Origin of the sequence: Streptomyces sp. NPDC019443 (assembly GCF_044389785.1) — a bacterium.
In the GTDB taxonomy this organism is placed as follows: domain Bacteria; phylum Actinomycetota; class Actinomycetes; order Streptomycetales; family Streptomycetaceae; genus Streptomyces.
On record NZ_JBIRYJ010000007.1, the window covers coordinates 171,466 to 198,338 of the forward strand.

The 26,873-nt window shown below is 70.3% G+C and carries 25 protein-coding genes and 1 tRNA gene; 16 read left to right on the forward strand and 10 right to left on the reverse strand.

Annotated elements, in window-relative coordinates:
* Window position 1: 1 nt before the first annotated feature.
* Complete coding sequence (locus tag ACH492_RS23290) at window positions 2-952, reverse strand: pseudouridine synthase (protein ID WP_398989469.1); 951 nt, start codon at window positions 950-952, stop codon at window positions 2-4.
* A gap of 157 nt (window positions 953-1,109) precedes the next feature.
* Window positions 1,110-1,197 (reverse strand) — tRNA-Leu (locus ACH492_RS23295).
* Between the two features lie 184 nt (window positions 1,198-1,381).
* Between ACH492_RS23295 and ACH492_RS23300 the strand changes: the two genes are divergently transcribed.
* From ACH492_RS23300 to ACH492_RS23310, 3 genes are all read left to right on the forward strand, one after another.
* On the forward strand, window positions 1,382-2,716 hold the full coding sequence (locus tag ACH492_RS23300; RefSeq protein ID WP_398989471.1) for a M20/M25/M40 family metallo-hydrolase: 1,335 nt from the start codon (window positions 1,382-1,384) through the stop codon (window positions 2,714-2,716).
* A gap of 166 nt (window positions 2,717-2,882) precedes the next feature.
* Window positions 2,883-3,116, forward strand: coding sequence for a chaplin (locus tag ACH492_RS23305; RefSeq protein ID WP_398989473.1), 234 nt, complete (start codon window positions 2,883-2,885; stop codon window positions 3,114-3,116).
* 143 nt (window positions 3,117-3,259) lie between these two features.
* The gene (locus ACH492_RS23310; RefSeq protein WP_398989475.1) at window positions 3,260-4,246 is read left to right on the forward strand and encodes a chaplin; all 987 of its coding nucleotides are present in this window, start codon (window positions 3,260-3,262) and stop codon (window positions 4,244-4,246) included.
* A 119-nt stretch (window positions 4,247-4,365) separates the two neighbouring features.
* On the opposite strand, the gene ACH492_RS23315 is transcribed toward ACH492_RS23310, so the two are convergent.
* Entirely contained in the window at window positions 4,366-4,554 is a 189-nt protein-coding gene (locus ACH492_RS23315) for a DUF5703 family protein (protein WP_005319466.1), read from the reverse strand.
* 47 nt (window positions 4,555-4,601) lie between these two features.
* Here ACH492_RS23315 and ACH492_RS23320 point away from each other — a divergent pair, with 47 nt between their 5' ends.
* Window positions 4,602-5,264 (forward strand): hypothetical protein, encoded by a 663-nt coding sequence (locus tag ACH492_RS23320; RefSeq protein ID WP_398989477.1) that lies wholly within the window; start codon window positions 4,602-4,604, stop codon window positions 5,262-5,264.
* 96 nt (window positions 5,265-5,360) lie between these two features.
* On the opposite strand, the gene ACH492_RS23325 is transcribed toward ACH492_RS23320, so the two are convergent.
* Window positions 5,361-7,613, reverse strand: coding sequence for a helix-hairpin-helix domain-containing protein (locus tag ACH492_RS23325; RefSeq protein ID WP_398989479.1), 2,253 nt, complete (start codon window positions 7,611-7,613; stop codon window positions 5,361-5,363).
* On the reverse strand, window positions 7,610-8,593 hold the full coding sequence (locus ACH492_RS23330; protein ID WP_307664464.1) for an aldo/keto reductase: 984 nt from the start codon (window positions 8,591-8,593) through the stop codon (window positions 7,610-7,612). Before ACH492_RS23330 ends, ACH492_RS23325 begins: the two co-directional genes overlap by 4 nt.
* Window positions 8,594-8,723: 130 nt before the next feature.
* Here ACH492_RS23330 and ACH492_RS23335 point away from each other — a divergent pair, with 130 nt between their 5' ends.
* Window positions 8,724-9,773 carry an LLM class F420-dependent oxidoreductase gene (locus ACH492_RS23335; protein ID WP_398989482.1) on the forward strand — a complete coding sequence of 350 codons (1,050 nt, stop codon included), beginning with the start codon at window positions 8,724-8,726 and terminating at the stop codon, window positions 9,771-9,773.
* A gap of 266 nt (window positions 9,774-10,039) precedes the next feature.
* Window positions 10,040-10,825: a ferritin-like domain-containing protein gene (locus ACH492_RS23340; protein WP_398989750.1), complete on the forward strand. Its 786-nt coding sequence runs from the start codon at window positions 10,040-10,042 to the stop codon at window positions 10,823-10,825.
* Between the two features lie 16 nt (window positions 10,826-10,841).
* Here ACH492_RS23340 and corA read toward each other — a convergent pair whose 3' ends face one another.
* Window positions 10,842-11,834, reverse strand: a complete 993-nt coding sequence (gene corA, locus ACH492_RS23345) for a magnesium/cobalt transporter CorA (RefSeq protein ID WP_398989483.1) — start codon at window positions 11,832-11,834, stop codon at window positions 10,842-10,844.
* A 59-nt stretch (window positions 11,835-11,893) separates the two neighbouring features.
* On the opposite strand from corA, the gene ACH492_RS23350 reads away from it, so the two are divergent.
* From ACH492_RS23350 to mshC, 4 genes are all read left to right on the forward strand, one after another.
* Entirely contained in the window at window positions 11,894-12,589 is a 696-nt protein-coding gene (locus ACH492_RS23350; RefSeq protein WP_398989485.1) for a histidine phosphatase family protein, read from the forward strand.
* Window positions 12,590-12,695: 106 nt separating this feature from the next.
* A complete protein-coding gene (locus tag ACH492_RS23355) occupies window positions 12,696-13,286 on the forward strand; it encodes a DUF3090 domain-containing protein (RefSeq protein ID WP_307664468.1) in 591 nt (196 codons plus the stop codon).
* Window positions 13,250-14,068, forward strand: coding sequence for an SCO1664 family protein (locus ACH492_RS23360; RefSeq protein WP_398989487.1), 819 nt, complete (start codon window positions 13,250-13,252; stop codon window positions 14,066-14,068). The genes ACH492_RS23355 and ACH492_RS23360 overlap by 37 nt, the downstream gene beginning before the upstream one ends.
* 129 nt (window positions 14,069-14,197) lie before the next feature.
* Window positions 14,198-15,427, forward strand: a complete 1,230-nt coding sequence (gene mshC, locus ACH492_RS23365; RefSeq protein WP_398989489.1) for a cysteine--1-D-myo-inosityl 2-amino-2-deoxy-alpha-D-glucopyranoside ligase — start codon at window positions 14,198-14,200, stop codon at window positions 15,425-15,427.
* Window positions 15,428-15,498: 71 nt separating this feature from the next.
* Here mshC and ACH492_RS23370 read toward each other — a convergent pair whose 3' ends face one another.
* Both ACH492_RS23370 and ACH492_RS23375 read right to left on the reverse strand, forming a co-directional pair.
* On the reverse strand, window positions 15,499-16,017 hold the full coding sequence (locus ACH492_RS23370) for a hypothetical protein (protein WP_398989491.1): 519 nt from the start codon (window positions 16,015-16,017) through the stop codon (window positions 15,499-15,501).
* A gap of 24 nt (window positions 16,018-16,041) precedes the next feature.
* Entirely contained in the window at window positions 16,042-17,802 is a 1,761-nt protein-coding gene (locus tag ACH492_RS23375) for a S8 family peptidase (protein ID WP_398989493.1), read from the reverse strand.
* 394 nt (window positions 17,803-18,196) lie between these two features.
* Between ACH492_RS23375 and ACH492_RS23380 the strand changes: the two genes are divergently transcribed.
* Window positions 18,197-19,036 (forward strand): superoxide dismutase, encoded by an 840-nt coding sequence (locus ACH492_RS23380; protein WP_398989495.1) that lies wholly within the window; start codon window positions 18,197-18,199, stop codon window positions 19,034-19,036.
* Window positions 19,037-19,129: 93 nt separating this feature from the next.
* Here ACH492_RS23380 and ACH492_RS23385 read toward each other — a convergent pair whose 3' ends face one another.
* Complete coding sequence (locus tag ACH492_RS23385) at window positions 19,130-20,125, reverse strand: PAC2 family protein (protein ID WP_398989497.1); 996 nt, start codon at window positions 20,123-20,125, stop codon at window positions 19,130-19,132.
* 254 nt (window positions 20,126-20,379) lie between these two features.
* Between ACH492_RS23385 and ACH492_RS23390 the strand changes: the two genes are divergently transcribed.
* From ACH492_RS23390 to ACH492_RS23410, 5 genes are read left to right on the forward strand one after another with little or no spacing between them, the layout of a single operon-like run.
* Window positions 20,380-21,699: an enolase C-terminal domain-like protein gene (locus ACH492_RS23390; protein WP_398989499.1), complete on the forward strand. Its 1,320-nt coding sequence runs from the start codon at window positions 20,380-20,382 to the stop codon at window positions 21,697-21,699.
* Window positions 21,696-22,472, forward strand: coding sequence for an SDR family NAD(P)-dependent oxidoreductase (locus ACH492_RS23395; protein WP_398989501.1), 777 nt, complete (start codon window positions 21,696-21,698; stop codon window positions 22,470-22,472). Before ACH492_RS23390 ends, ACH492_RS23395 begins: the two co-directional genes overlap by 4 nt.
* Before the next feature lie 54 nt (window positions 22,473-22,526).
* Window positions 22,527-23,564 (forward strand): sugar ABC transporter substrate-binding protein, encoded by a 1,038-nt coding sequence (locus ACH492_RS23400; RefSeq protein ID WP_398989503.1) that lies wholly within the window; start codon window positions 22,527-22,529, stop codon window positions 23,562-23,564.
* 2 nt (window positions 23,565-23,566) lie between these two features.
* Window positions 23,567-25,081 carry a sugar ABC transporter ATP-binding protein gene (locus ACH492_RS23405; RefSeq protein WP_398989505.1) on the forward strand — a complete coding sequence of 505 codons (1,515 nt, stop codon included), beginning with the start codon at window positions 23,567-23,569 and terminating at the stop codon, window positions 25,079-25,081.
* A complete protein-coding gene (locus tag ACH492_RS23410; RefSeq protein WP_398989507.1) occupies window positions 25,078-26,106 on the forward strand; it encodes an ABC transporter permease in 1,029 nt (342 codons plus the stop codon). The genes ACH492_RS23405 and ACH492_RS23410 overlap by 4 nt, the downstream gene beginning before the upstream one ends.
* Window positions 26,107-26,188: 82 nt before the next feature.
* Here the strand turns inward: ACH492_RS23410 and ACH492_RS23415 are convergent, their stop codons facing one another.
* Complete coding sequence (locus ACH492_RS23415) at window positions 26,189-26,860, reverse strand: FadR/GntR family transcriptional regulator (protein WP_398989509.1); 672 nt, start codon at window positions 26,858-26,860, stop codon at window positions 26,189-26,191.
* Window positions 26,861-26,873 lie beyond the last annotated feature (13 nt).

The following is a 26,873-nucleotide window of genomic DNA, read 5'->3' on the forward strand; positions in this document are numbered from 1 at the left end:
ATCAAACTGGCGGCTCCGCCGGGCGGCCGGGCCACTGAGCCAGCCGCAGCCGGCTCTCGAAGCGGTACGGCTCTCCCGTCACCGGATCGGTGAACTCCAGTACCTTCGCAAGGAGTTGAAGAGGACGGGAGTAGTCGTCGGGCCCGGGCTCCCGGACGACCGGATAGACCGGGTCGTTCAGGAGCGGCAGCCCCAGGCTGTTCATGTGGACCCGCAGCTGATGGGTTCGGCCGGTGGCCGGCAGCAGCCGGTACCGGCCGAACCCGGCCCGGTGCTCGAGGAGTTCGATCCGGCTCTCGCTGTTCGGCTCGCCCGGCTCCTCTCGGGCGGCCATCACCCCGCGCTCCTTCACGATCCTGCTGCGTACGGTCACGGGCAGGGCGAGCGCAGGGTCGTACGCCGCCACCGCCTCGTACTCCTTGCGCACCAGCCGGTCCCGGAACAGCATCTGGTACGGGCCCCGGTCCGCGGGCCGTACGACAAAGAGCGCGAGCCCCGCGGTCAGCCGGTCCAGCCGGTGCGCGGGCTGCAACTCGGGCAGCTCCAGATCGCGGCGCAACCGGGCCAGCGCCGTCTCGGTGATGTGCCGGCCGCGCGGGGTGGTGGCGAGGAAGTGGGGCTTGTCCGCGATCACCAGACGCTCGTCCCGGTGGACGATCCCGACCTCGAAGGGGACGCGCTCCTCGGGCGCGAAGTCCCGGTGGAACCAGAGATACCGCCCCGCGGTGTACGGCTCGCCGGCGGCGACCGGACCGTCCGTGGAGACGATGCGCCCCTCCCGGAACATGGCGTCGACCTGCTCCGCCCCGATGGCGTCGGCGTACCGCGCGGCGAGATGGTCGTACACCGTCTTCCACACGCCCTCCGGATCGGCGGGCAGCCGCAGCCGCACCGGGTCGATGCCGTCGCGCTGGGGGAGCGGCGCGGGCGGGGCCTTGCGTCTGCGTCTCACCGACGTGACTGTATGCCCACTGCATCGGATGTCTGCGGAACGGCGGCCGGGGTGACGTCGGTGACCAGCATCGCCGCGCGCCGGCCACGCGCGTACTGGAGACGCATGGCACCCAGGGCGACAAAAAAATCCCCACGGGAATCCGTGGGGATCTTGCTGGTGTCCGAGGGGGGACTTGAACCCCCACGCCCGATAAAGGGCACTAGCACCTCAAGCTAGCGCGTCTGCCATTCCGCCACCCGGACCAGGTGTATGTCTCACAGCCTTAGGCCGTTCCGACGTGGAAAACCATAGCAAACATTCGGCTGTGCCCGATCACGGCCCGGTCCGTGTGACGGCCGTATGACGGCGGACAGTCGCCCTTGGGGTCCGGGGCCGCTCGCGGGAGGATGAGCAGGAACCACCAGCAGCGACAGCGGGAGGAACAGCGTGAGCGAGTCGAACAGGGCAGACAAGTCCAAGCCCGCGACGGGCGAGGACGAGGTCGTCGACCTCTGTCGTGAGCTGATCCGGATCGACACGAGCAACTACGGCGACCACTCGGGTCCGGGTGAGCGGGCCGCCGCGGAGTACGTCGCGGAGAAGCTCGCCGAGGTCGGGCTCGAACCGAAGATCTTCGAATCCCACAAGGGACGCGCATCCACCGTCGCCCGGATCGAGGGAGAAGACCCGTCCAGGCCCGCGCTGCTCATCCACGGGCACACCGACGTCGTACCGGCGAACGCCGACGACTGGACGCATCACCCCTTCTCCGGCGAGATCGCGGACGGCTGCGTCTGGGGCCGGGGCGCCGTCGACATGAAGGACATGGACGCGATGACCCTCGCGGTCGTACGCGACAGGCTGCGCACCGGCCGAAAGCCCCCTCGGGACATCGTGCTGGCCTTCCTCGCCGACGAGGAGGCCGGCGGCACGTACGGCGCGCGGCATCTGGTCGACAAGCATCCGGATTTTTTCGAGGGCGTCACCGAGGCCATCGGCGAGGTCGGCGGCTTCTCCTTCACCGTCAACGAGAACCTGCGGCTCTATCTCGTCGAGACGGCGCAGAAGGGCATGCACTGGATGCGCCTCACCGTCGACGGCACCGCCGGGCACGGCTCGATGACCAACAACGACAACGCCATCACCGAGCTCTGCGAGGCCGTCGGCCGTCTCGGCCGCCACAAGTGGCCGGTCAGGATGACCAAGACCGTGCGGTCCTTCCTGGACGAGCTCTCCGACGCACTCGGCACGCCGCTCGACCCGGAGGACATGGACGCCACGCTCGCCAAGCTCGGCGGCATCGCGAAGATGATCGGCGCGACCCTGCGCAACTCCGCGGCCCCCACCATGCTCGGCGCCGGCTACAAGGTGAACGTCATCCCCGGGCAGGCGACCGCGCACGTCGACGGGCGCTTCCTGCCGGGGTACGAGGACGAGTTCCTGGCCGACCTCGACCGGTTGCTCGGCCCGCGCGTCAAGCGGGAGGACGTGCACGGCGACAAGGCCCTGGAGACCAGCTTCGACGGTGACCTCGTCGACGCGATGCAGATCGCGCTCAAGGCGGAGGACCCGATCGCCCGGGCCGTGCCGTACATGCTCTCCGGCGGCACCGACGCCAAGTCCTTCGACGACCTGGGCATCCGCTGCTTCGGCTTCGCGCCGCTCAAGCTGCCGCCGGAGCTGGACTTCGCGGGAATGTTCCATGGGGTGGATGAGCGAGTGCCGGTCGACGGGCTGAAGTTCGGTGTACGGGTGCTTGACCGATTCCTGGACCGGTGCTGAGTCGCACCGGGTGAAGTGTGCTGAGACGAAACTCCAATAATCGTCAGTGTGTGCGTACTTGACTGAAAAGGGTGAAAGGGGTGATCGCCTCGTAGCCCCCCTCACTCCTCCTCGTTACAGGTGATGCGGTCCGCGGCTGGGATCGCATTGCCAACAAGGAGGAACAATGATCAAGAAGGTCGTCGCTGCTGCGGCTGCCACTGGCGGTCTGGTGCTCGCGGGTGCGGGCGTTGCCATGGCCGACGCCGGTGCCCAGGGTGCCGCTGTGAACTCCCCCGGCGTGCTCTCCGGCAACGTCATCCAGGCGCCCATGCACCTGCCGGTGAACGCGTGTGGCAACACGGTCTCCGTGATCGGGCTGCTGAACCCCACCTTCGGCAACACCTGCGAGAACTCGTGATGTTGTGACTCGGCCCGTAAGGGTTCGGGTTTGAACCCGGGCGGTCCCGGAGTGCGCGCCATGCACTCCGGGACCGCCGGGTATTCCGCCTCCGGGCACGAGTCCGGAGGTTTTCCTGAAGCGTGAAGGCAAGGAACCAACCTATGCGACAGGTCACTCGCAAGGGCCTGATCACCATGGCGGCCGCGGGCGGCGTACTCGCCCTCGGCGGCAGCTATGCGTACGCGGATGCCGGTGCGACCGGAAACGCGTCGAATTCACCGGGCGTCGCGTCCGGGAATTCGGTCCAGCTCCCCGTGCATATCCCCGTCAATGCGTGCGGGAACACCGTGAATGTGGTCGGGCTGCTCAACCCCGCCGGCGGCAACGGATGCGCCAACACGTCCGGATCCGACAATGGCTCGCCGGGCGGCGGAGCCCAGGCCGGCGGGGAGACCAGTGACTCTCCCGGCATCGCCTCCGGCAACACCATCCAGGCGCCGGTCCATGTCCCCGTGAACGCCTGCGGGAACACCGTGGATGTGGTCGGGCTGCTCAACCCCGTCAGCGGCAACGAATGCGGCAACATGTCGGACGGCGGCTCGCCCGGCACCGGAGCCCAGGCCGGCGGGGACACCAGCGCCTCTCCCGGCATCGCCTCCGGCAACCTCATCCAGGCGCCGGTCCATGTCCCTGTGGACGCCTGCGGGAACGCCGTCACCATTGGCGGCCTCGGCAACGCGGTCTCGGGCAACGACTGCGGTAACGGCACGACGCCCGGGACCGAGACGCCGCCCGGCCCTCCGGTTACGCCGCCTGGCCCTCCGGTTACGCCGCCCGGCACCCCGGTTACGCCGCCCGGCCCTCCGGTCACGCCGCCCGGCACCCCGGTCACCCCGCCCGGTACGGTCACGCCGCCGGTCACCCCGGGTCAGCCCGAGACCCCCGCTCAGCCGGCCGAGCCCACTACCCCCAACGCCCCGCAGCCGGTCGCTCCGAACAGCCCCGGTACCCAGACGGGCACCTCGCCCGGGACTACCGACGAGCTCGCGCAGACCGGATCGGGTCCGCTCGACACGCTGATCCCGGCGGGCGCGGGTCTGCTGCTGGCGGGCGCGGTGCTGTACCGCCGCGGCCGCGCCAGGGCGTAACCGCGCGGTCACCGCTGAACGAGGCTGTGTGGCTCGCGGGGCGGTGCTGAACGGTACGAAAGTGGATAAAACGGAGCGGGTCCCGCAGTCGCGGGGCTCGCTCCGTCCCCTTTACTCGCTCACCAGGTGGCGCGCACCTGACGGATGATGCGTCGGCGCAGCCGCACCCTGCGGCTGCCGTCCCGATGCAAACTCAGTCGGTCCAACTCCCAGTGTCCGTACTCGGCATGGTCGGTCAGCAGACGGGTCGCTTCCTTGCGGGAGACCCCGCGCGGTACGTACACGTCGACAAATTCGTATTCCGGCATCGCATCTATTGTGCGGGCAGAGCCCCTGTACGGATAGCGTCTGCACTATGTCTGATGCTGCGCAGCCCACCGCTGCCGAGGTACGTGCCGCCGCCGAGGCGGTCAAAGCCGCACTGGACCGTCACCTCGCGGCGGTCGAGAACCGCACGGGCGAGGACGACCCGGCCGTCTATGCCGCGTTCAACAGCCTTGCCTCGGCGGCGGAGGCGTACGACGAGCGCCTTTACGACCGCTATGACGAGGTGACTCCCTTCGAGATCCCGGGCGCGGACGATTCGCTGCCGCCGTACACGGGCCCCGAGGAGCCGAACGCGCTCAGCGTGCTGATCCGCCGGGACTACGCGGTGGTCGAGCCGCAGCGGCTGCTGGCACAGGCACAACGCATCGCCGACGTGGACCCTGAGGACGACCGCCCGGAGAATGCCCCGGTGGTCGGCACGAGTGTGCACGCCGCGCTCGGGGTGCTCTTCGGGGAGTACGAACCGGATGAAATCGCCTCCCGGCACAAGGAGTTCGGCCTGGAGGAGGGCGACTCCACGCTGTGGGTGTCGGCAACGGACGAAATCCCGGAGCCGGGCGAGTGGCTGAGCACGCCGTTCGACCAGGCGGATCCGCAGCGGATCGTGTGCCGCTTCGACGTCAGCTCGGTCTTCGACGAGGACGAGCTGAGCCAGGATCTGGACGACCTCGACGAGGAAGGGGAGTCCTGACAGCGCTCGCTCCGTAGCGCGGGCCCCTGTCACGTCCGAGCGACGGGGGCCCGTCGCATGTCGTCGGCACGGCGCCCTCGGTGACGGCGCCCTCGGTCACGGCGTCGAGGCGAGCAGCCCCTCGAGCAGCGTCCGCAGGCGCGTCGTGCGGTCCTGGGACGGGATCTCCGCCACGGCTCGCGGCAGCGCATGGTCGACGCCGGGCACCACGGACAGATGGCGCTCGCCGCGGCTGAACGCGGTGTAGACCCACGGCCGGCTCAGTCCCTGAGCCGCGTCACCCGGCAGCACCACGACCGCCGCGGGCCAGCGCATTCCCGCGGCCTGGTGTGCAGTGAGCGCCCAGCCGTGGCGCACCGCCGATTCGACGCGCTCCTGCGGTACGACGACGGGCGTGCCCTCACAGTCGATGTGGAGGCCCTGCGCGTCCGCCGAGACGACGGTCCCGGGCAGCGTCCGGCCGAGCGCCGGGGCGTACGCGACCCGGTCGCCCGGGTCGAAGCCGCCGAACCGGCCCGGGCCGGGGTTGAGCCGCTGCTTGAGCGCCGCGTTCAGGGCCCGGGTGCCCGCGGATCCGCCGTGCCCCACCGTGATCACCTGGGTCTGCTCGGGCGGCACCCCGATGGCCCGCGGCACGGAGTCGGCGACGAGCTGCACCGTACGGTGGACCGCCTCGCCCGCGTCCCGCACCGGGACGATGACGACCTCCTTGCCGGGCGCCTCCACCTGGGTCAGTTCGCCGATGCCGACGCCCGAGACCAGCTCTCCGATCGGGCCGGGGTCCGGCGTACGGGACGCGATCTGCGGGCAGACCCTGGCGGCCAGCACATCCGCGAATACCCGGCCCGCGCCCGCCGAGCCGAGGACACCGGGGTCGCCGCTCAGCACCAGCCGGCTGCCGTCCGGCATCGACTCGACCAGCATCGCGGCGCTCTCCACGTCCAGCTGCGGCGCGTCCAGCACGACCAGGAGGTCGAGCGCGAACGCCCCGTCCCCGTCTCTGCCCGGTCCCTCCGCGCCGGAGAGCAGCCCGCTGACGGTGACCGCTTCGGGGCCGAGCCGCCGACGGCCGTTCTCGCTGTGGACCGCGACGACCGCGCGCAGCCCGAGCGCACCGGCGGCTTCGGCCAGCGCGACCGGCTCGGCGCGCGCCGCCTCGCCGCCGGTGTGCGCCACCAGGCCACTCGCCGCGACCGCGCGGACCAGCTCGGTGGGCTTTGCCGCCTCCCACCTGGCGTCGGCACTGGTCTTGGCCAGCCGCGCCAGGCCGTCCGCGAGGCTCTCCTCCGCGAGGGCGTACCGGTCGAGCCCCAGCAGCACCGGTACGGCAGGCTGCCCGGGCTCCTCGCCGTCCGCCGTCTCTTCCTCTATACCGTCCTGGAACACCAGCACCGCGCCGTCTGCGATGGCCTGCTGCAGTGCCTCGTCCGGATCGGGCACCGACCGCTCGGCCAGCGCCCCGCGCACCGCGGACGACTCCAGCGCGGTGTGGCCCTGGAGCGCAGCGCGCTCCAACTGCCAGGTGACCAGGGCCGCCGTCCGGCGCTCGTCGCCCGGGCCGCACTCCGCGCCGAGCAGCGCCCGGGCGAAGCCGTCGGCCTGTTCGGGCCGGACGCCGGGCACGGACAGCAGCTGCCACGGGTCCTCGCGCAGGAAGTCCGCGGCCCGCTCCCCGAGCGCGTCCGCCACCTGCGGCGCCAGCGCTTCGGGCGCACCGCCCTCGGTGAGCACGGCCCGTACGGCTGTGACGGTCTCCGGCGCGGTCGCCGCGGGTGCCCGCGCGGGCTCCGGAGGCCGCGGCCGCACCGGCTCGGCCGCCGCGGGCGCGGGCCGCCTCGGGGTGGGCGCGGTGGGGGTCCCCCCAGTGGAGGGAGGCGGAGAGTCGAAGAACGCGGTGCCGGACTTCTCGCCGCTCTCCACGGCCCGTACCGCAGCGAGCAGATCGGCGGCCGTCCCGCTCAATTTGGTGCCGGCCTCTATGGACCCCGCCTTCTCGGCCTTGCGCTGCTCGATCCGGGCCCGAAGCTCTCGCTGCGCGGCAAGCTCGGCCTCGGCCTCGGAGAGCTCGCCCGCCTTCTCGGTGCCCTCCGCACCAGCAGCGGCCTCGTCGGCAGAGTCCGCGGTGTCTGCGTCCGCGGTGTCCTGGTCCCCGGTGTCTGCGTCCGCGGTGTCCTGGTCCCCGGTGTCTGCGTCCGCGGTGTCCTGGTCCGTGGCCTCGGGCGCGTCCGGCTCGGCGGCCTCCGGTGCCGGGGCAGCGGCCTCGTCCGCGGGGGCGCGGTCCTCGGCCGGGGGTTCGGCCTGCCCCTCAGCGGCTGTTGGGGGCGGCGTCCCCTCGGAAGGCGCAGTCACAGCGTGCTCCAGTCCTGGTCGGGATATCGGTGCACGGGCGCCGACACATCGTCGAGCGCCTGGCAGATCTCGTCAGGAAGACTAAGCGCCTCCACTGACAGTGCGGCCGTGAGCTGCTGCGCATTGCGCGCTCCGACGATCGGTGCAACCACCCCCGGCCGGTCCCGCACCCACGCCAGCGCCACCTGAAGTGCAGTAGCCGCCAGTCCGTCCGCCGCCGTCGTCACCGCGTCCACGATGCTGCTCGCCGCCTCGTCGAGGTACGGCTCCACGAACGGCGCCAGCTGCTCCGACGCACCCCGCGAGTCCGCCGGAGTCGCATGCCGGTACTTCCCGGTCAGCACCCCGCGGCCGAGCGGCGATGACGGCAGCAGCCCGACCCCCAGGTCCAGGGCGGCGGGCAGCACCTCCCGCTCGACCCCCCGCTGCAGCAGTGAGTACTCCATCTGCGTACTGGCCAGCCGCGTCCGCACGCCCGGCGAGGCGAGCTGCCAGGTCGCGGCCTTCGCCAGCTGCCAGCCGCAGAAGTTCGACACGCCCGCGTACCGCGCCCGCCCGCTGCTCACCGCTATGTCCAGCGCCTGGAGCGTCTCCTCCAGCGGAGTGTCCGGATCGAAGGCGTGCACCTGCCACAGGTCGACGTAATCCGTCCCGAGCCGCTCCAGCGACGCGTCCAGCGCGGCGAGGAGATGCCCGCGCGAGCCGTCGAAGCGCCGGTCCGGGTCGGGCACGCTGCCCGCCTTCGTCGCGATGACCAGATCGCGCCGTGGGACGAGCCGCTCGACGAGCTGGCCCAGCAGATACTCGGCATCCCCGCCGCCGTACACATCAGCGGTGTCGACCAGCGTCCCGCCCGCCTCCCAGAACGCCTTCAGCTGGTCGGCAGCGTCGTGCTCATCGGTGTCCCGGCCCCATGTGAGGGTGCCGAGCCCGATCCGGGACACGCGCAGGCCGGTACGGCCGAGTTGCCTCTGCTCCATGGGCGCTGAGATTACTGGCCACGGGCCCACCCTGAGAGAGCCTGTGGACAACCTCCCCCTGACGAATCGCCGGAACCCGCGCTAGAGTCCCCGGAACAGGGACGTTACTGATCAGTAAGAGGGAGCGGTTATGCGGCTCGGCATCAACCTCGGCTACTGGGGCGCGGGGATGGACGGCGACAATCTCGCGGTCGCCAAGGAGGCCGACAAGCTCGGCTACGACGTCTGCTGGGCCGCCGAGGCGTACGGCTCCGACGCCCCCACCGTGCTCACCTGGGTCGCTGCCCAGACCGAGCGCATCGACGTCGGCTCCGCGATCATGCAGATCCCGGCCCGCCAGCCCGCGATGACCGCGATGACCGCCGCCACCCTGGACTCCCTCTCCCGTGGCCGCTTCCGCCTCGGCCTCGGCGTCTCGGGCCCGCAGGTCTCCGAGGGCTGGTACGGCGTCAAGTTCGACAAGCCGCTCTCCCGCACCCGCGAGTACGTCGAGATCGTCCGTAAGGCGATGGCCCGCGAGCGCCTGTCGTACGAGGGCGAGCACTGGACGCTCCCCCTGCCGGAAGGACCGGGCAAGCCGATCAAGCTCACCGTCCACCCCCAGCGCGAGCACATCCCGCTGTACATCGCCGCGATCGGCCCCAAGAACCTTGAGCAGACAGGCGAGATCGCCGACGGCGCGCTGCTGATCTTCCCGTCCGCGGACCACCTCGAGGACACCGCGATCAAGTATCTGCGGGCGGGCCGCGAGAAGGCCGGAAAGACGATGGAGGGCTTCGACGTCTGCCCGACGCTGCCGCTCGCGGTCGGCGAGGACGTGGGCGGTCTTGCCGACATGTTCCGTCCGTACACCGCGCTGTACGTCGGCGGCATGGGCAGCCGCAAGCAGAACTTCTACAACCAGCTTGCGCAGCGCATGGGTTATGAGAAGGAAGCCGCCGAGATCCAGGACAAGTACCTGTCCGGCGACAAGGAGGGCGCGGCCGCCGCGGTCCCGCACCAGCTGATCGACCAGACGACGCTGCTGGGCCCGGTGGAGCGGATCGCCGAGCGGATGGCGGCGTACGCCGCGGCCGGCGTCACCACGCTGACCCTCGCCCCGGCCGGGTTCACGCTCGACGAGCGGCTCACCGCTCTGCGGGCGGGCACGAAGGCCCTGGAGCGCGCCGGGCTCGCGTAACGCGGCCGCTGAACGGCCTGCCTGCGCTGAAGCCCCCGTTCACAAGGGGGCAAGGCTGCGGCCGTGGTGGGGGCTCGGGGGTCTTCCCCGCCACGGCCGTCATGCATCACAACGCCGAAATGCGGGCTCCGGTTACGGCCGGCACCCGCGTCGCCGTCCTCCATTCGGCGGAGTTGTGCGACCTACCTGTTGCCTCGCCTCCCGTAGCGCATTTGACTCGTTCTTTGCGGATGTCTTCTGCGGATGTCTTCATGGAGGTGGCAGTGATGCTCTCGGCCCGGAGTCTGTTCCAGGAAATCGTCGACAGCGACGACGCCTTCCAGCTCTTCTGCTCCATCGCGGCCAGCGGCGAGACGCAGGGTGGCTGGGAGAACGGCCGTATCGCCGCCCTGGTGCCCGAGAGCATGCGCGCCCTCGCGCCCAAGATCACCCGGCACGGCGCCGACGAGGACAAGCACGGACGGCTCTTCGACGCCCTGCTCAAGAAGCGCGGACTGGCACCGGTCCCCGTCCCGCCCGAGACCGACTACACGATGCTGCTCGAAAAGCGGGGCATCGGACTCACCCACGAGAAGCTGCGCCGCGACGAGCCGCTGACCGAGGGGGACATCGTCGTCTACCTCTCGCACAGCAGGGTCACCGAGCAGCGGGCCGCCGACCAGATGGACATGCTCGTGAAGTACTTCGGGAACCATCCCGAACTGGGCAGGGCCATCACCATGATCTGCAACGACGAGGACAACCACCTGGCCTACTGCCACGAGGAGTTGCTGCGGCTGGCCGCCGCCGGGCACGGCCGTACGATCCAGCGGGTCCTGCGCGAGAGCGCCCTCGCCGAGATCAAGGTCTACCGCGATGTGAGCCTCGCCGTGATGGACCACATGGGACGGCTGCTGAACTGGCCCAAGGCCAAGTCCGCGACGCTGGCCGCGGGCATCCACGCCATGTACGCGTACGAACGGTTCGGCGGCTGGCACCGGATGGTCAGCCTGAAGATGCCCGAGCGCCGGGGCGCCCTCGACGGGCCTCCCGCCGCCGCTCCCGCCTTCTGAGAGCGGCGGGGGCGCCCTACAGCCAGCCGCGGCGCTTGAACAGCCGGAACAGGCCGTACACCGCCCCGGCCATCAGCAGCACCACCGCCGGATACGTCCACACCCACCTCAGCTCCGGCATGTGCTCGAGGTTCATGCCGTAGATCCCCGCGACCATGGTGGGGACCGCGACCATGGCCGCCCACGCCGAGATCTTGCGCATGTCGTCGTTCTGCCGCACGCCCATCTGCGCGAGATGGGCGGACAAGACGTCCGACAGCAGCCGGTCCAACCCCTCGACCTGCTCGTTCGCGCGTGTCAGATGGTCGTTGACGTCCCGGAAGAACGGCTGCGCATGCTCATGGACGAACGGCACGCCCGCGCTCGCAAGACGGGCCATCGGAGCCGACAGCGGCCCTGCGGCGCGGCGGAACTCCAGAACCTGCCGCTTGAAGGTGTAGATCCGCGCCGCGCTGTGGCGTGCGTCGCCGCCGGCGGGTGCGAAGACATCGGTCTCCAGCTCCTCCAGGTCCACCTGGAGCTCGGCGGCGACATCGATGTAGTGGTCGACGACCGCGTCACTGACGGCGTAGAGAACCGCAGTGGGGCCGTGCTTGAGGACCTCGGGCTCGGCTTCGAGCCGTCGGCGCACCGCCGCGAGCGGCGCGCCCTCACCGTGCCGGACCGTCACCACGAACGAGTCGCCGATGAAGACCATCAGCTCGTCAGTGGTGACGGCGTCGCTCTCCGGCTCGTACACCACCGGCTTGAGAACCACGAACAGCGAGTCGTCGTACACCTCGAGCTTGGGGCGCTGGTGTGCGTTGAGCGCGTCCTCCACCGCCAGCGGATGCAGCCCGAACTCCGCCGAGACGTGATCGAACTCCTTCTCGGTCGGCTCGTAAAGACCGATCCAGAGAAAGGCGTCGCCGGTCGCCCGAGCCTCGTCCAGGGCATCGGAGAAGTCGGCGGGGCCTTTGGTGCGGCGCCCCTCGCGGTAGATGGCACAGTCCACGATCACGGCGTGCATTCTTCCTTGCATACGGCCCCGGCGCACCCTCGTGCGCGGGTCCGCCTAGGCTGACGGTCATGGCCACGCTGATCCTCGTACGCCACGGACGCTCCACCGCCAACACCGCGGGGGTGCTCGCCGGCTGGACCCCTGGCGTCTTTCTCGACGAGCGCGGCGCCGCGCAGGCGGCCGCGTTGCCCGAGCGGCTCGCCGACGTGCCGGTCGCCGCCGTCGTCAGCAGCCCCCTGGAGCGCTGTCTGCAGACCATGCAGCCGCTGCTGGACGCCCGGGCCGGCCTTGAACTGCAGACCGACGAGCGGATCGGCGAGTGTCACTACGGCGACTGGTCGGGGCGCAAGCTCGCCGAACTCGCGGACGAGCCGCTCATGGAGGTCGTGCAGCAGCACCCGTCCGCGGCGGCGTTCCCCGGGGGCGAGTCGATGCGGGCCATGCAGGCGCGCGCTGTCGACGCCGTACGCGAATGGAACGCGCGCATCGACGCGGCGCACGGCGAGGACGCGGCGTATGTGATGTGCTCGCACGGCGACATCATCAAGTCCCTGGTGGCGGACGCGCTCGGTATGCATCTCGATCTCTTCCAGCGGGTGCATGTGGAGCCGTGTTCCGTGACCGCGATCCGCTACACCCGCACCCGTCCATTTCTTCTGCGCCTCGGTGACACCGGGGACTTCGGCTCGCTCGCGCCGCGCGGGAACGGTGGCGGGAACGATGGCGGGGCCGCGGTCGTCGGGGGCGGCGCGGGCGCCCCGTGATCGCTCCCCGCAGTAGGGTGGACGGGCCGAAAACCCGTATGCCCGCTCGACAGTCGTCCACAGCAGCCGATACCGACCGACCCCACGATCCCGAGGGAGACAGAACGTGTCCCGTCAGGTGTTCCTCTACGACCCGCCGGACCGTTTCGTGGCCGGCACGGTCGGGCTGCCTGGACGCCGTACGTTCTTCCTGCAGGCTTCGGCCGCAGGGCGCGTCACCAGCGTAGCCCTGGAGAAGACCCAGGTGGCCGCGCTCGCCGAGCGGATCGACGAGCTGCTGGACGAGGTCGTGCGCCGTACCGGGGGCAACGCGCCGGTGCCGGCCGTCGCGCCCGCCGACGTCGCGGACACCGCACCGCTGGACGCGCCGGTCGAGGAGGAGTTCCGGGTCGGCACGATGGCGCTGGCGTGGGACGGCGAGGAACAGCGCATGATCGTCGAGGCTCAGGCGCTGGTGGAGCTGGACGCGGACTCCGAGGAGGACCTCGCGGAGGCCGAGGAACGGCTGCTGCAGGACGAGGAGAACGGCCCGCCGATGCTGCGCGTCCGGCTGTCCGGGGCGCAGGCGAGGGCCTTTGCCAAGCGCGCGCTGGACGTGGTGAACGCCGGCCGGCCGCCGTGCCCGCTGTGCAGCCTGCCGCTCGATCCGGAAGGACACGTATGCCCGCGCCAGAACGGATACCGCCGCGGAGCCTGACGGCGCGGGATCTCCTCGCCAAGGGCGAGCTCACCGTGCGCGGGCGGGTCCGCGAGGCGTCCAACGCGGTCCTTTACTGCTCCGTCTCGTACGAGGGTGAGCAGGCTCACTGCGTGTACAAGCCGGTCGCCGGGGAGCGGCCGCTGTGGGACTTCCCGGACGGAACGCTGGCGCAGCGCGAGGTGGCGGCGTACGAGCTCTCCGAGGCGACCGGGTGGGGCCTGGTGCCGCCGACGGTCCTGCGGGACGGCCCGTACGGCGAGGGCATGGTCCAGCTCTGGATCGAGGCGGACGCGTCGGCGTCGCTGCTCGCGCTGGTCGAGGAGGAGGAGCCGGGAGAGGGCTGGAAGGCGATCGGCTTCGCGGAGGTGGGCGAGGGGCGTACGGCGCTGCTTGTGCACGCGGACGATGTGCGGCTGCGGCGGCTGGCGGTGCTGGACGCGGTGATCAACAACGGTGACCGGAAGGGCGGGCATCTGCTGCCGACGGCGGACGGCCATCTGTACGCGATCGACCACGGGGTCACGTTCAACGTGGCCGACAAGCTGCGGACGCTGCTGTGGGGCTGGGCGGGGGACCCGCTGCCGCCGGAGGCGACCTCGGCGCTGGCCGCACTGGCGGCGGCGCTGGGCGAGGGCGAACAGCTGTCCGCCCGTCTGGCGGAACTGCTGACGGGGGCGGAGGTGGAGGCGGTGCGGTCGAGAGTGGGGGCGCTGCTGGGGACGGGGAGGCATCCGGTGCCGTCGGGGGAGTGGCCGGCGATTCCCTGGCCGCCGGTGTGAGGTGTGGGGGCTGTTCCCCAGCCCCGGGCAACGGACACATCCGCGCTCAACCCGCAAGACCGCCCAACCAGCCAAGCCGTCGCCTGATCCGGTTCGTATGCGGAACGGGCGTCCGGTTACGCTCATGTCATGCATGCCTGGCCCGCTTCTGAGGTCCCCGCCCTGCCTGGCAAGGGCCGCGACCTCCAGATCCACGACACCGCGACCGGTGCTCCTGTGACCCTCGACCCCGGTCCTGTCGCCCGCATCTATGTCTGCGGCATTACGCCGTACGACGCGACCCACATGGGTCACGCGGCGACGTACAACGCGTTCGACCTCGTTCAGCGCGTGTGGCTCGACACCAAGCGGCAGGTTCACTACGTCCAGAACGTGACGGACGTCGACGACCCGCTCCTCGAGCGTGCCATCCGCGACGGGCACGACTGGACCGAGCTCGCCGAGCGCGAGACCGCGCTCTTCCGCGAGGACATGACCGCACTGCGGATGCTCCCCCCGCAGCACTACATCGGCGCTGTCGAGGCCATACCCGGCATCGTGCCGCTCGTCGAGCGGCTCCGGGACGCGGGTGCCGCGTACGAGCTCGAAGGTGACGTGTACTTCTCCGTGGAGGCCGACCCGCACTTCGGCGAGGTGTCCAACCTGGACGCCGAGGCGATGCGGCTCCTGTCCGCCGAGCGGGGCGGCGACCCCGAGCGCCCTGGCAAGAAGAACCCCCTCGACCCGATGCTGTGGATGGCCGCCCGTGAGGGCGAGCCGAGTTGGGACGGCGGCACCCTCGGGCGCGGGCGGCCCGGATGGCACATCGAGTGTGTGGCCATCGCCCTGGACCACCTCGGCATGGGCTTCGACGTACAGGGCGGCGGCTCCGATCTCGCCTTCCCGCACCACGAGATGGGTGCTTCGCACGCCCAAGTCCTCACCGGCGAGTACCCCTTCGCCAAGGCGTACGTCCACGCCGGCATGGTCGCGCTCGACGGCCAGAAGATGTCCAAGTCCAAGGGCAACCTGGTCTTCGTGTCCAAGCTGCGCCGCGACGGGGTCGACCCCGCCGCGATCCGGCTCGCCCTTCTCTCCCATCACTACCGCGCCGACTGGGAGTGGACCGACCAGGTCCTCCGGGACGCCGTCGAGCGTCTCGGCCGCTGGCGCGCGGCCGTGTCCCGGCCGGACGGGCCGCCCGCCGACGCCCTCGTCGAGGAGATCCGCGCCGCCCTCGCGAACGACCTCGACGCGCCAGCCGCGCTGGCCGCCGTCGACCGCTGGGCCGCGCTCCAGCAGGCGGAGGGCGGTACGGACGAGGGCGCGCCCGGCCTCGTCTCGCGCGCCGTCGACGCTCTGCTGGGCGTAGCGCTGTAAGCCCGCCCGACGACCGAGGGGGCGCCGGGCGGGTCTGTACCCACCCGGCGCCCTCGGTGCTGGAGTTGCCCTTACTGCTTGTTGACGATGACGGCCTGGATCACGTCGTTCGTCGACTCGTAGATCCCGATGATCTGCTGCCCGAAGGCGAAGGCCTCCTGGACCGCGTCATGCGTCACCGCGTTCGGGTTCACCAGACGGCGCCAGCCGTTGTTGATGAACAGGTACAGGATCGACGGCTGGCCGGGCAGCGGTGTGACGACGTCCCAGAACTTCGTGGCGATACCGCTGGTGACGGCCTGGTTGTCGACCGCGCTCGGCAGCAACAGCGGCTGCTGGTGCTGCGACTGCTGCTGGCCGAGTTGCTGGAGCAGCTGCTGGTACGGCTGCTGCTGACCGAGCTGCTGCAGCTCCTGCGCGAGCGGGTACTGGCCCTGCTGGCTCTGCATCGACGGCGGCGGGGCGGTGCTCGCGCCCTGCTGTCCGTGCTGCTGCTGCCCGAACTGCTGGTGTCCGTACTGCTGCTGGCCGTACGGCTGCCCGTACTGCTGGCTCATGGAGCTGGGGTTCATCTGCGGGGTGGTGCTCATGTCCTGTTCACCTTCCCTTTCGATTCATCCGGCGACGACCAGGCCCACGACCTCGTCGTCCGAGTACCAGACGCGAACGTCCGGCCGTCCCCCCGCGAAGGCGGCATGGACCGCCTGGCGGATTTCGGGGGCGGGATGGTTGAGATTGCGCCATGCGCCGGCCACGAACAGCCTCAGGCGTGGCGGAAGTTCACGGGGATACGGCATCAACTCGTCCCAGTACCGCTCCGCCCGGCCGGAGCCGACCGATGACGGCACCAGCTGGGTGACGGCCGACTTGATGTCCGGACGGTTGCCGATCCGCTGCGAGGCGGGTCGCCCCGGTGCGTCCTGCTGCGGCGAACCCGTCCTGCGCAGTACGTCGCGCGCCTGCTCGGGGCTCATCTGCGCGAACCGCGTGGCCTTGAGGATGCCCTGCAGGCACGCCAGCGCGCCGACCACCACCGGCGACGCGGACGAGGTGCCCGAGAAGGTGTCCGTGTACCAGGCGATCTCCTCGGCGCCGCCCTGGAGATCGCCCGCCCGGTCCCAGAAGCCGCCGGTCGTGGTGACCTCGCGGCCCCAGCCCTGGGCGTCTATGCGCGCCCCGTAGTTGGAGAACGCCAGCCGCGACCGGTCGGGACCGTGGTCGCGGCCGTGCGTCCCGGGCGGGGGAGCGCCCGCTCCGACGAGGATCGCCCCGGATGACTGGTTCGACGGGTTGAAGGGGTTGCGCCACGACTCGGGGAACTCGTCGGGCCTGCGTTCGTACAGCGCGTCGTCCAGGCTCTCGCCGCCGTTGCCCGCGGCCTCGACGACCAGGACGCCCATGGCGGTCGCCCAGCGGATCGCCGCACAGTCGTCGGGCCACCACTCCAGCGGGATGTAGCCGCGCTGGTCGTCGCGGGTCTCGAAGTCGAACCGCGGTCCCGGGCGGTGGAGTTCGATCAGCAGGATGTCGCCGGGGGAGAGCCGTTCGGCGGCGGCGTGGATGGCCGCGGCCGAGCCGATGCCCTGGAACGACGCCGCCGCGGTCACCGCCTCCGGCGCGATCCCGGTGATCCCCTTCTCGTCGCGGTCGCCACCGATGATGCCGAGGACCGCCGTGCCGTGGTTGCGCCACGCGATGTCCTGGACCGGATTGCCGACGACGATGCCGGCCAGCTTGTCCGCCAGGTCCTCGTGGCCCAACTGCCAGGCGCCCTCGACGTCGACGACGGTGACGCCCGCTCCCGTGCCGCCCGGTCGATGCCAGGCCCAGTACGCGTCCACGCCCTCGGGCGCCGGCGTCAAGTAGCCCTGACGGCCGGTGAAGTCGGGTGTCGCGGGCGCGCCCTCCTTGAGGCGTTTGGCCTCCTCGGTCAGGGCGACATGGGGCGAGGTCCGCGCGGGTACGGCGCCGGGTTTGGCGTACGCCGTCTCGATCTCGGGGAGTGCGGCCAGCCGGGCGGTCAGCTCCTGGGCCCGGTCGCCTCCGCCCCGTACGCGATAGAAGAGCGAGAGGTCGGGCATCGCGCCCCGGCCGCCGACCGGTCCCGCGGGCTGCGAGGGCAGGGCGGTCCTGCTCCGCTCCTCATTGCCGAACAGCGGCTCCAGAGCGAGCTGTTCGTCGCTCAGGAACATGTTCAGGGCGGAGATGTCCGTCCCCGAGGCCGACCGTACGCCGTCCGTGCCGACGCGCAGCCGGGCCTCGGCCCGTGCGACGACGATCAGCTCCGGCTCGGCTCCTTGATAGGTGAATCCAGCTCCGTCGGGTCCAGGGCCCGTAGTTCCGGGGCCCTGACCTGGGAGTGCCTGATCGGTCATCGCTACGACCGCTCCCTTCAGGTGCCGTGCTCCGTGGTTTGGCTATGTCTGCGTGTCGTGCCGTGGCCGCCACCCTGCTACCGACACCGCCGGACGTCCACCCCGCTTGGTGAACTACGTTTGAAATCAAGCCTGATTGGGAAACCCGTGCATTTCGGCTTGAAGGCGATGTCACGCCGCAATTCGGCCAAACACTGCGGAGCCGCCTGCTGTGTGTTGAGGTGAGAGCGACTGTTGAACACTTGTCGGAAGGACGGTCAATGCAACGCTCCTTCGCACGTCGAAGAGTTCTCGGAGCTGTCGCGGCACTAGGCGGCGCGGCGCTCCTCTCCCCTCTGGGCGGAGTGGCCCAGGCGCCCGGTCCACCAGTGGGCGGTGGCCCACACGTTTCCCGTTGCCGAACGGCTTCCGGCCCGAAGGAATCACCATCGGGCCGAGCCCCTATGCCTACTTAGGGTCGATAGCGAACGGCGATGTCTACCGCGCGAGCCTGGCCACGGGCCGGGGACACGTCATCAGCCAGGGGCTCGGAGCCGAGCACCCCGTGATAGGTCTGAAAATCGACCGGCGAGAGCGGCTGCTGTTCCTCAGCGGCGGCGGTAGCCGTGAGATCCGGGTGGCCGACGTCCGCTCGGGGAAGCTTCTGAAGACCTTCACCGTCGGCTCGGACGGCACATTCGTCAACGATGTGATCCTCACCCCGGGGGCCGCCTGGTTCACGGATTCGTTCAAACCGCAGATCTACCGGCTCCCGCTCGGCCGGCACGACCAGCCGGGCGACGAAGTCACGACCGTCCCGCTGACCGGTGACTGGGAGCAGGGGCCCTCCTTCACAGGCAACGGCATCGAGCGCACGCCGGACGGCAGCGCGCTGCTCCTGGTCAACACCGTGGCCGGGGGCGGCGGCCTGATGCGCGTCGACCCGCGCACCGGAGTGGCCCGCAGCGTCGACATCGGCGGCACCCGGCTTCCCAACGGCGACGGCCTGTTGCTGCTCGGCCGCACCCTCTATGTCGTACAGCAGCAGCAGAACGCCGTCGATGTGCTGCGGCTCAACGAGTCCGGCACCCGGGGCACGGCGATCGCGCGTATCACCGATCCGGAGCGCTTCAAGATCCCTACGACGGCCGCGGCCTGGGGGGACCGGATCTACTTGCCCAACGCCCGTTTCGATGTCGAGCCGACACCGGACACGACGTACGACGTGGTCGCGGTGGATCAGGTCCGACGCTGAGGACGAGAAGCTGAGGACGAGAAGCTGAGTCCGAACTGAGAGCGGAGCGGGGCGGCGCCCGGTCGGCGCCGCCCCGCTCCTCATTCCCCTACCTCAGTCATCCGAGGAATCTTCGTCCTCAGCCTCAGCCTCATGCCCCGCCTCGGGATCCGGCTCCGCACGCGGTGGCATCGGCGGCCGGGTCCGCCCGCTGGAGGTGTCGCGCAGATACGAGCTGCCCTCGCCGCCGTCCGTTGCATGCCCGGGACCGCCGTCGCGCCTGCGCAGATACCGTTCGAATTCGCGGGCGATGGCCTCGCCCGACGCCTCGGGAAGCTCCGCGGTGTCCCGCGCCTCCTCCAGCGTCTGTACGTACTCCGCCACTTCGCTGTCCTCGGCGGCCAGTTGATCCACACCGAGCTGCCATGCCCGTGCGTCCTCGGCCAGTTCACCCAGCGGAATCCGGAGGCCGATCAGGTCCTCGAGGCGGTTGAGCAGCGCCAGCGTCGCCTTGGGGTTGGGCGGCTGCGACACATAGTGCGGCACCGCGGCCCACAGGCTCACTGCCGGCACACCCGCGTGCGTGCACGCCTCCTGCAGGATGCCGACGATGCCGGTCGGCCCCTCGTACCTGGTCTCCTCCAGATCCATGGTCCTCGCCAGATCCGGATCGGAGGTGATGCCGCTGACCGGCACCGGACGGGTGTGCGGGGTGTCGCCGAGCAGCGCCCCCAGAATCACCACCATCTCGACGCCGAGCTCATGGGCGAAGCCCAGGATCTCGTTGCAGAACGAGCGCCAGCGCATGGACGGCTCGATGCCGCGGACCAGCACCAGATCGCGCGGCTTGTCGCCGCCGATGCGGACGACGGAGAGCCGGGTGGTGGGCCAAGTGATCTTCCGTACCCCGCCGTCCAGCCACACCGTGGGCCGGTTGACCTGGAAGTCGTAGTAGTCCTCGGCGTCGAGCGCCGCGAACACCTCGCCCTTCCATTCCCGGTCCAGGTGTGCGACCGCGGTGGAGGCGGCGTCGCCGGCGTCGTTCCAGCCCTCGAACGCGGCCACCATGACCGGGTCGATCAGCTCGGGAACCGCCTCGAGCTCGATCACCCAGTGCCTCCTTCCGAAGTTCCCTTGTCTACGCCCCAACCTTACGGCTTACGGGGTGCCCGGCCGCAGCCCCCTTGCACGGCCGGGTGAACTTCCGCGCGATAGGGCATGCGTCGGAGAACCAGGGCATCGGGGCATTGATTCATCCGAGCTGTGTACGAGAATTTTCGTCCCGGCCCTGGACGTTGCCGCGTGGACGGCGCTATACATCGGATGACCAAGAGAGGTCCGATGTTCTTCCAGTGGGGGCGTGCATGAGTCAGACCGTCACGGAGTTCGAGGTTCACGACATCCGCTTTCCCACCTCGGAACAGCTCGACGGCTCCGACGCCATGAACCCCGACCCCGACTACTCCGCCGCCTATGTGGTGGTACGCGCGTCCGACGGGGCCGAGGGACACGGTTTCTGCTTCACCATCGGGCGTGGCAACGATGTCACCACCGCCGCCATCGAGGCGCTGCGTCCGTACGTCATCGGGCGCCCGGCCCCCCGTACGGCAGCCGACCTCGCCGAGCTCCACATCGACCTGACCCATGACTCGCAGCTGCGCTGGCTCGGCCCGGAGAAGGGTGTGATGCACATGGCGGCGGGCGCGGTCGTCAACGCCTCCTGGGACCTGGCTGCCCGGCACGCCGGGCAGCCGGTGTGGGAGTTCCTCGCCTCGATGACCCCCGAGGAACTCGTCTCGCTCGTCGACTTCCGCTATCTGACGGACGTACTGACCCGGGACGAGGCACTGGCGATCCTGCGCACTGCGGAGCCCGGCCGGGCCGAGCGGGCCGGGCGGCTGCGCGCGCAGGGCTATCCCGCTTACACCACCTCACCCGGCTGGCTCGGCTACTCCGACGAAAAGCTCGTCAGGCTCGCCAAGGAGGCCGTGGCCGACGGCTTCGGCCAGATCAAGCTGAAGGTCGGCGGGGACATCGACGACGACATCCGGCGCATGAAGCTCGCCCGCGGCGCCGTCGGCCCCTCCGTACGCATCGCCGTTGACGCCAACCAGCGCTGGGACGTCGCCGACGCGGTGCGCTGGATGAAGGCGCTCGCGCCGTACGAGCCGCACTGGATCGAGGAGCCGACCAGCCCCGACGACATCCTCGGCCACGCCGCCGTACGCGCGGGCCAGCCGGTCAAGGTCGCCACCGGCGAACATGCCGCCAACCGCGTCGTGTTCAAACAGCTGCTCCAGGCGGGGGCCGTCGACTTTGTGCAGATCGACGCCGCGCGGGTCGCCGGAGTCAACGAGAACCTCGCGATCCTGCTGCTCGCCGCCAAATACGGCGTCCCGGTCTGCCCGCACGCCGGTGGGGTAGGACTGTGCGAGCTCGTCCAGCACCTTGCCATGTTCGACTACGTCGCCGTCTCCGGCAGCTGGGAGGACCGCGTCATCGAGTACGTCGACCACCTCCACGAGCACTTCGCCGATCCCGCCGAGATCTCCTCCGGGCGTTATGTCGCCCCGCGCGCCCCGGGCTTCTCCGCCCGCATGCTCCCCGAGTCGATCGCCGCCCACCGCTATCCGGAAGGGCCCGTCTGGCAGGCCCGACGCACCATCGAGGAGGTCAACTCATGACCGGGACAAGGGACTTCGAGGGATTGTCGGCCCTCGTGACGGGCGGCGCCTCGGGCATCGGGGCCGCCGTGGCGACGCTGCTGCTCCAACGCGGAGCTCGCGTCGCCGTACTCGACCGCGAGACCTCGGGAGCGCCCGACGGTGTCCTGGCGCTCAAGGCCGACGTCACCGACGACGAAGCCGTGCGCACCGCCGTGGACGGGGCCGCGGCGGAGTTCGGCGCCCTGCACACCGTCGTGTCCAACGCCGGCATCGGCGCCATCGGCACCGTCGCGGACAACGCCGACGACGAATGGCAGCGCGTCCTCGACATCAACGTGCTGGGCATGGTGCGCGTCGCCCGGCACGCCCTGCCGCATCTGCGGCGCTCCGCCGCGGACCGACCCGGCCAGGTGTCCATCACCCAGACCTGCTCCATCGCCGCCACCGCCGGGCTGCCCCAGCGCGCCCTCTACAGCGCAAGCAAGGGCGCGGTCCTCTCCCTCACCCTCGCCATGGCCGCCGACCATGTGCGCGAGGGCATCCGCGTCAACTGCGTCAACCCCGGCACCGCCGACACCCCGTGGATCGGCCGCCTGCTCGACCAGGCCGACGACCCCGCTGCCGAACGCGCCGCGCTGGAGGCCCGCCAGCCCACCGGACGGCTGGTCGCGGCCGACGAAGTGGCCGCCGCCATCGTGTACCTCGCCAGCCCCGCCGCGGCAGCCGTCACGGGCACGGCACTCGCGGTCGACGGCGGAATGCAGGGCCTGCGCCTGCGCCCCCCGAACTGAGCGTCCCCGAACCAAGCGCCACCTGAGCCGACACCACCGAAGGACGGGACACCAATGAGAGTGCGTACGACAAGTGCCGCGGCCTGCGCGGTGCTGCTGGCCGTGACGGCCCTTGCGGGCTGCAACCGCGACTCGGACAGCGGGTCCGGCGGCGGCAAGGTCGGCATCGATCTGCCGCGCAGCGACAGTGACTTCTGGAACTCGTACCAGCAGTACATCAACAAGGGCGTCAAGGACGGCGAGGTCGACGCGCTGTCCCTGACCAACTCCCAGAACGACATCGGAAAGCTGGTCGCCAACGTCCAGACCTTCACCGACCAGGGCGCCAAGGCCGTCGTCATGGCCCCGCAGGACACCGGCGCGATAGCCGAGTCCCTGCAGACCCTGGAGGACAAGAAGATCCCTGTCGTCAGCGTCGACACCCGGCCCGACAAGGGCAAGGTCTACATGGTGGTCCGGGCCGACAACCGCGCGTACGGCGAGAAGGCCTGCAAGTACCTCGGCGAGCAGCTGAAGGGCAAGGGCAAGGTCGTGGAGTTCCAGGGCGACCTGTCCTCCATCAACGGCCGCGACCGCTCCGAGGCATTCAAGTCCTGCATGGTCAAGAACTTCCCCGGCATCAGGGTCTTCGAGCTGGCCACCGACTGGAAGGGCGACGTCGCCTCCGCCAAGCTCCAGTCCACGCTCGCCGCGCACCCCGACATCAACGGCATCTACATGCAGGCCGGCGGCGTCTTCCTGCAGCCCACTCTCGCGCTGCTGGAGCAGAAGAAGCTGCTGAAGGCTCCAGGTACCCCGGGCCACATCACGATCATCTCCAACGACGGCATCCCGGAGGAGCTCGACGCAATCAAGGCCGGGAAGATCGACGCGACGGTCTCCCAGCCCGCCGACCTGTACGCCAAGTACGCGCTGTACTGGGCCAAGCAGGCGCTGGACGGAAAGACCCCCAAGCAGGGGCCGACCGACCACGAATCCACCATCATCAAGATCCCGAACGGGTTCGAGGACCAGCTGCCCGCGCCGCTGGTGACCAAGGAGAACGTGGACGACCCCAAGCTGTGGGCCAACCAGCTGGAGAAGAAGAGCTAGCCATGGCGCACCAGGTCCCACCTGCCGCCGTGGAGGCGGAGGGAATCGTCAAGCGCTTCGGTCCGACCGTGGCGCTCGACGGTGTACGCCTGACCGTCGCGCCCGGTGAGTCGCACGCACTCGTCGGGCGCAACGGCGCGGGCAAGTCCACCCTCGTCAGCGTTCTGACCGGGCTGCACAAGCCGGACGCGGGCACGGTGACCTTCAGCGGCGAGCCCGCGCCCGCCTTCGGGGACACCGCGGCCTGGCAGTCCAAGGTCGCCTGCGTCTACCAGAAGTCGATGGTCGTGCCGGATCTCACGGTCGCCGAGAACCTGTTCTTGAACCGCTTCGACACAAGCAGCCGATTCATCAGCTGGCGGCAGCTGCGGCGGCGCGCCGAAGAACTGCTCGCCGGGTACGGAGTGAGCGTCGACCCGGGTGCCCGTGCGAAGGATCTCGCCGTGGAGCAGCGGCAGTTCGTCGAGATCGCGCGGGCGCTCTCCTTCGGCGCACGGCTGATCATCCTCGACGAGCCGACCGCCCAGCTGGACGCCCGCGGCATCCAGCGGCTCTTCGACAAGCTGCGTGAACTGCAGAGCCAGGGAGTGGCGTTCCTGTTCATCTCCCACCATCTGCAGGAGGTGTACGAACTGTGCACCGCCGTCACGGTCTACCGCGACGCCCGCCATGTGGTCACCGCGCCCGTCGCCGACCTCACCAAGGACGACCTGGTCACGGCGATGACGGGCGAGTCCAGCGGTGGCCCGTCGACCTGGCACGCCCCTGTCGGGCTGGTCCGCGACGAGGAGCCCGTGCTCCGTACTGAAGGGCTCACCCTGGAGGGCCAGTTCGAGCCGCTCGACCTCTCGGTGCGCCCGGGCGAGGTGCTGGGGCTCGCCGGGGCCGCGGCCAGCGGCAACACCGCCCTCGGCGAGACCCTGGTCGGCATGCGCAGGGCGAGCGCGGGGCGGATCACCGTACGCGGCCGGGAAGTGAAGACCGGCAGCGTCCCGCATGCGCTCGACGCAGGCATCGGCTACATCCCCGAGGACCGCCACCTCCAGGGGCTTGTCGTGGGCCGCAGCGTTGCCGAGAACACCACGCTCACGGTCACCGACCAGCTCGGCCCCTGGGGGACCGTACTGCCGTCTCGTACAAGGGAATTCGCCCAGTCCATGATCTCTTCGCTCGACATCAAGACACAGGGACCCGGGCAGCCCGTCTCCGGGCTCTCCGGCGGCAATCAGCAGAAGGTCGTGGTCGCCCGCGCGCTTGCCCGCAGGCCGAGCGCGCTGGTGGCCCTGCGGCCCACCGCGGGCGTGGATGTGAAGTCAAAGGACTCGCTGCTGTCCGTCGTCCGACGGGTGGCGGACCAGGGCAGCGCGGCCGTGATCATCTCGGACGAGCTGGACGATCTGCGGGTCTGCGACCGGGTGCTCGCCCTCTTCCACGGGCGGGTGGTCGCGACGTTCGGGAGCGGGTGGACCGACCGCGAACTGGTCGCCGCCATGGAAGGTGTGGGGGAGCAGGAATGACCGGGACGATACGGCCGCTGACGGCCGACGAGACCAAGAGCGACAGCCCGTTGAACCGGCTGCAGCTGATCCGGTGGAGCGACTTCTCGCTGGTGCCGGTCATCCTGGTGCTGATGGTGATCGGCTTCATCGTCTCGCCGGTCTTCCTCACCTCCAACAACCTGATCAGCGTGGTTCAGCAGTCCTCCGAACTCAGCCTGCTGGTGCTGGGGCAGGCGCTGATCCTGATCTGCGGCCGGATGGACCTGTCGCTGGAGTCGACGATCGGCATCGCGCCGGTCATCGCCATGTGGCTGGTCCTGCCGACCGAAGGCGGGCGCTTCGCGGGCCTGGAACTGCTGCCCGTCTGGATGGCGATCCCGGTCTGTCTGCTGGTCGGCATGGCCATCGGCGCGGTCAACGGCTTCCTGATGCTGAAGCTGCGCGTCAACGGCTTCATCGCCACGCTCGGCATGCTCACCATGCTGCGCGGCCTCCACATCGGCATCACCGAGGGCAAGTCGATCACCGATGTCCCGGAGTCCTTCCGGTACTTGGGCAAGACCGACTGGCTCGGCGCGCCGGCCGCGGTGTGGATCTGTCTGGCGCTGTTCGCGATCGGCGGCGCGGCGCTGGCGTATCTACGGCACGGACGTGCGCTGTACGCGATCGGCGGCAACCCGGAGGCGGCCAGGGCAGCGGGTATCCGAGTCGACCGGATCACCTGGATCGTGCTCGCCATCGGCGGGCTGCTGGCCGCGTTCGCGGGCATCCTCTACACGGGCCACTACGGCTCGGTCGCGGCCACCCAGGGCAACGGCTGGATCTTCCAGGTGTTCGCGGCGGCGGTGATCGGCGGGATCAGCCTCAAGGGGGGACGGGGGACGCTCTTCGGCGCGCTGACCGGGGTGCTGACGCTGCAGCTGGTCGTCAATGTGATGACGCTCGGCGGCGTGCCCGCACTGTGGAACCAGTTCCTGAACGGCGCGATCATCATCGTGGCGCTGGTGATCTCGCGCTTCGCGAGCGGCGAGAAGCAGGACTAGCCCACTGCCGCCCCTTCCCGTAGCCGGGGGCGGAGCCCCAGTTCGGGAAGGGGCGGGGCGGGGAACAGGCCCGCCGCAGGCGCTAAAGCGTCGACCTCAGCCACTGCTCCACGCTCGCGATATGCACCGTCGCCCACGACCGCGCCGCCTCCGCATCCCGGTCCCGCAGCGCCGACAGGATCGCCCGGTGCTCGTGGAGCGTCCGGCTGACCGCGTCCTCCTGGGTCAGGCCGCGCCAGACCCGCGCCCGGGTCGTCGGCCCGGACAGCCCGTCGAGCAGCGAGCAGAGCACCGAATTGCCCGAGGACTGCACAATGCCGCGGTGGAACTCGAGGTCGGCCGCGACCAGCTCCTCCACCGATGGCTGCGGACCGAGCGCGTCCAACTGTGCGCTCAGCAGGTCCAGTTCGCTCTCGCTGATCCGGGTCGTGGCCATCGCGGTGGCGGCCGGTTCCAGAATGCGGCGTACGGCGAGGAACTCCAGCACCGTGTCGTCCCGGTGGAAGTCGACGACGAAGCTCAGTGCCTCCAGCAGAAGCTGCGGGTCCAGGCTGGTGACGTAGGTGCCGTCGCCCTGCCGTACGTCGAGGATGCGGATCAGTGACAGCGCCCGCACCGCCTCACGCAGAGAGTTGCGCGACAGGCCCAGCTCGGCGGCGAGTTCGCTCTCCTTGGGCAGGCGGTCGCCGGGGCGCAGCGCACCCGAGACGATCATTCCCTTGATCTTCTCGATGGCCTCGTCGGTGACAGCCATGGGCGACCTCCAT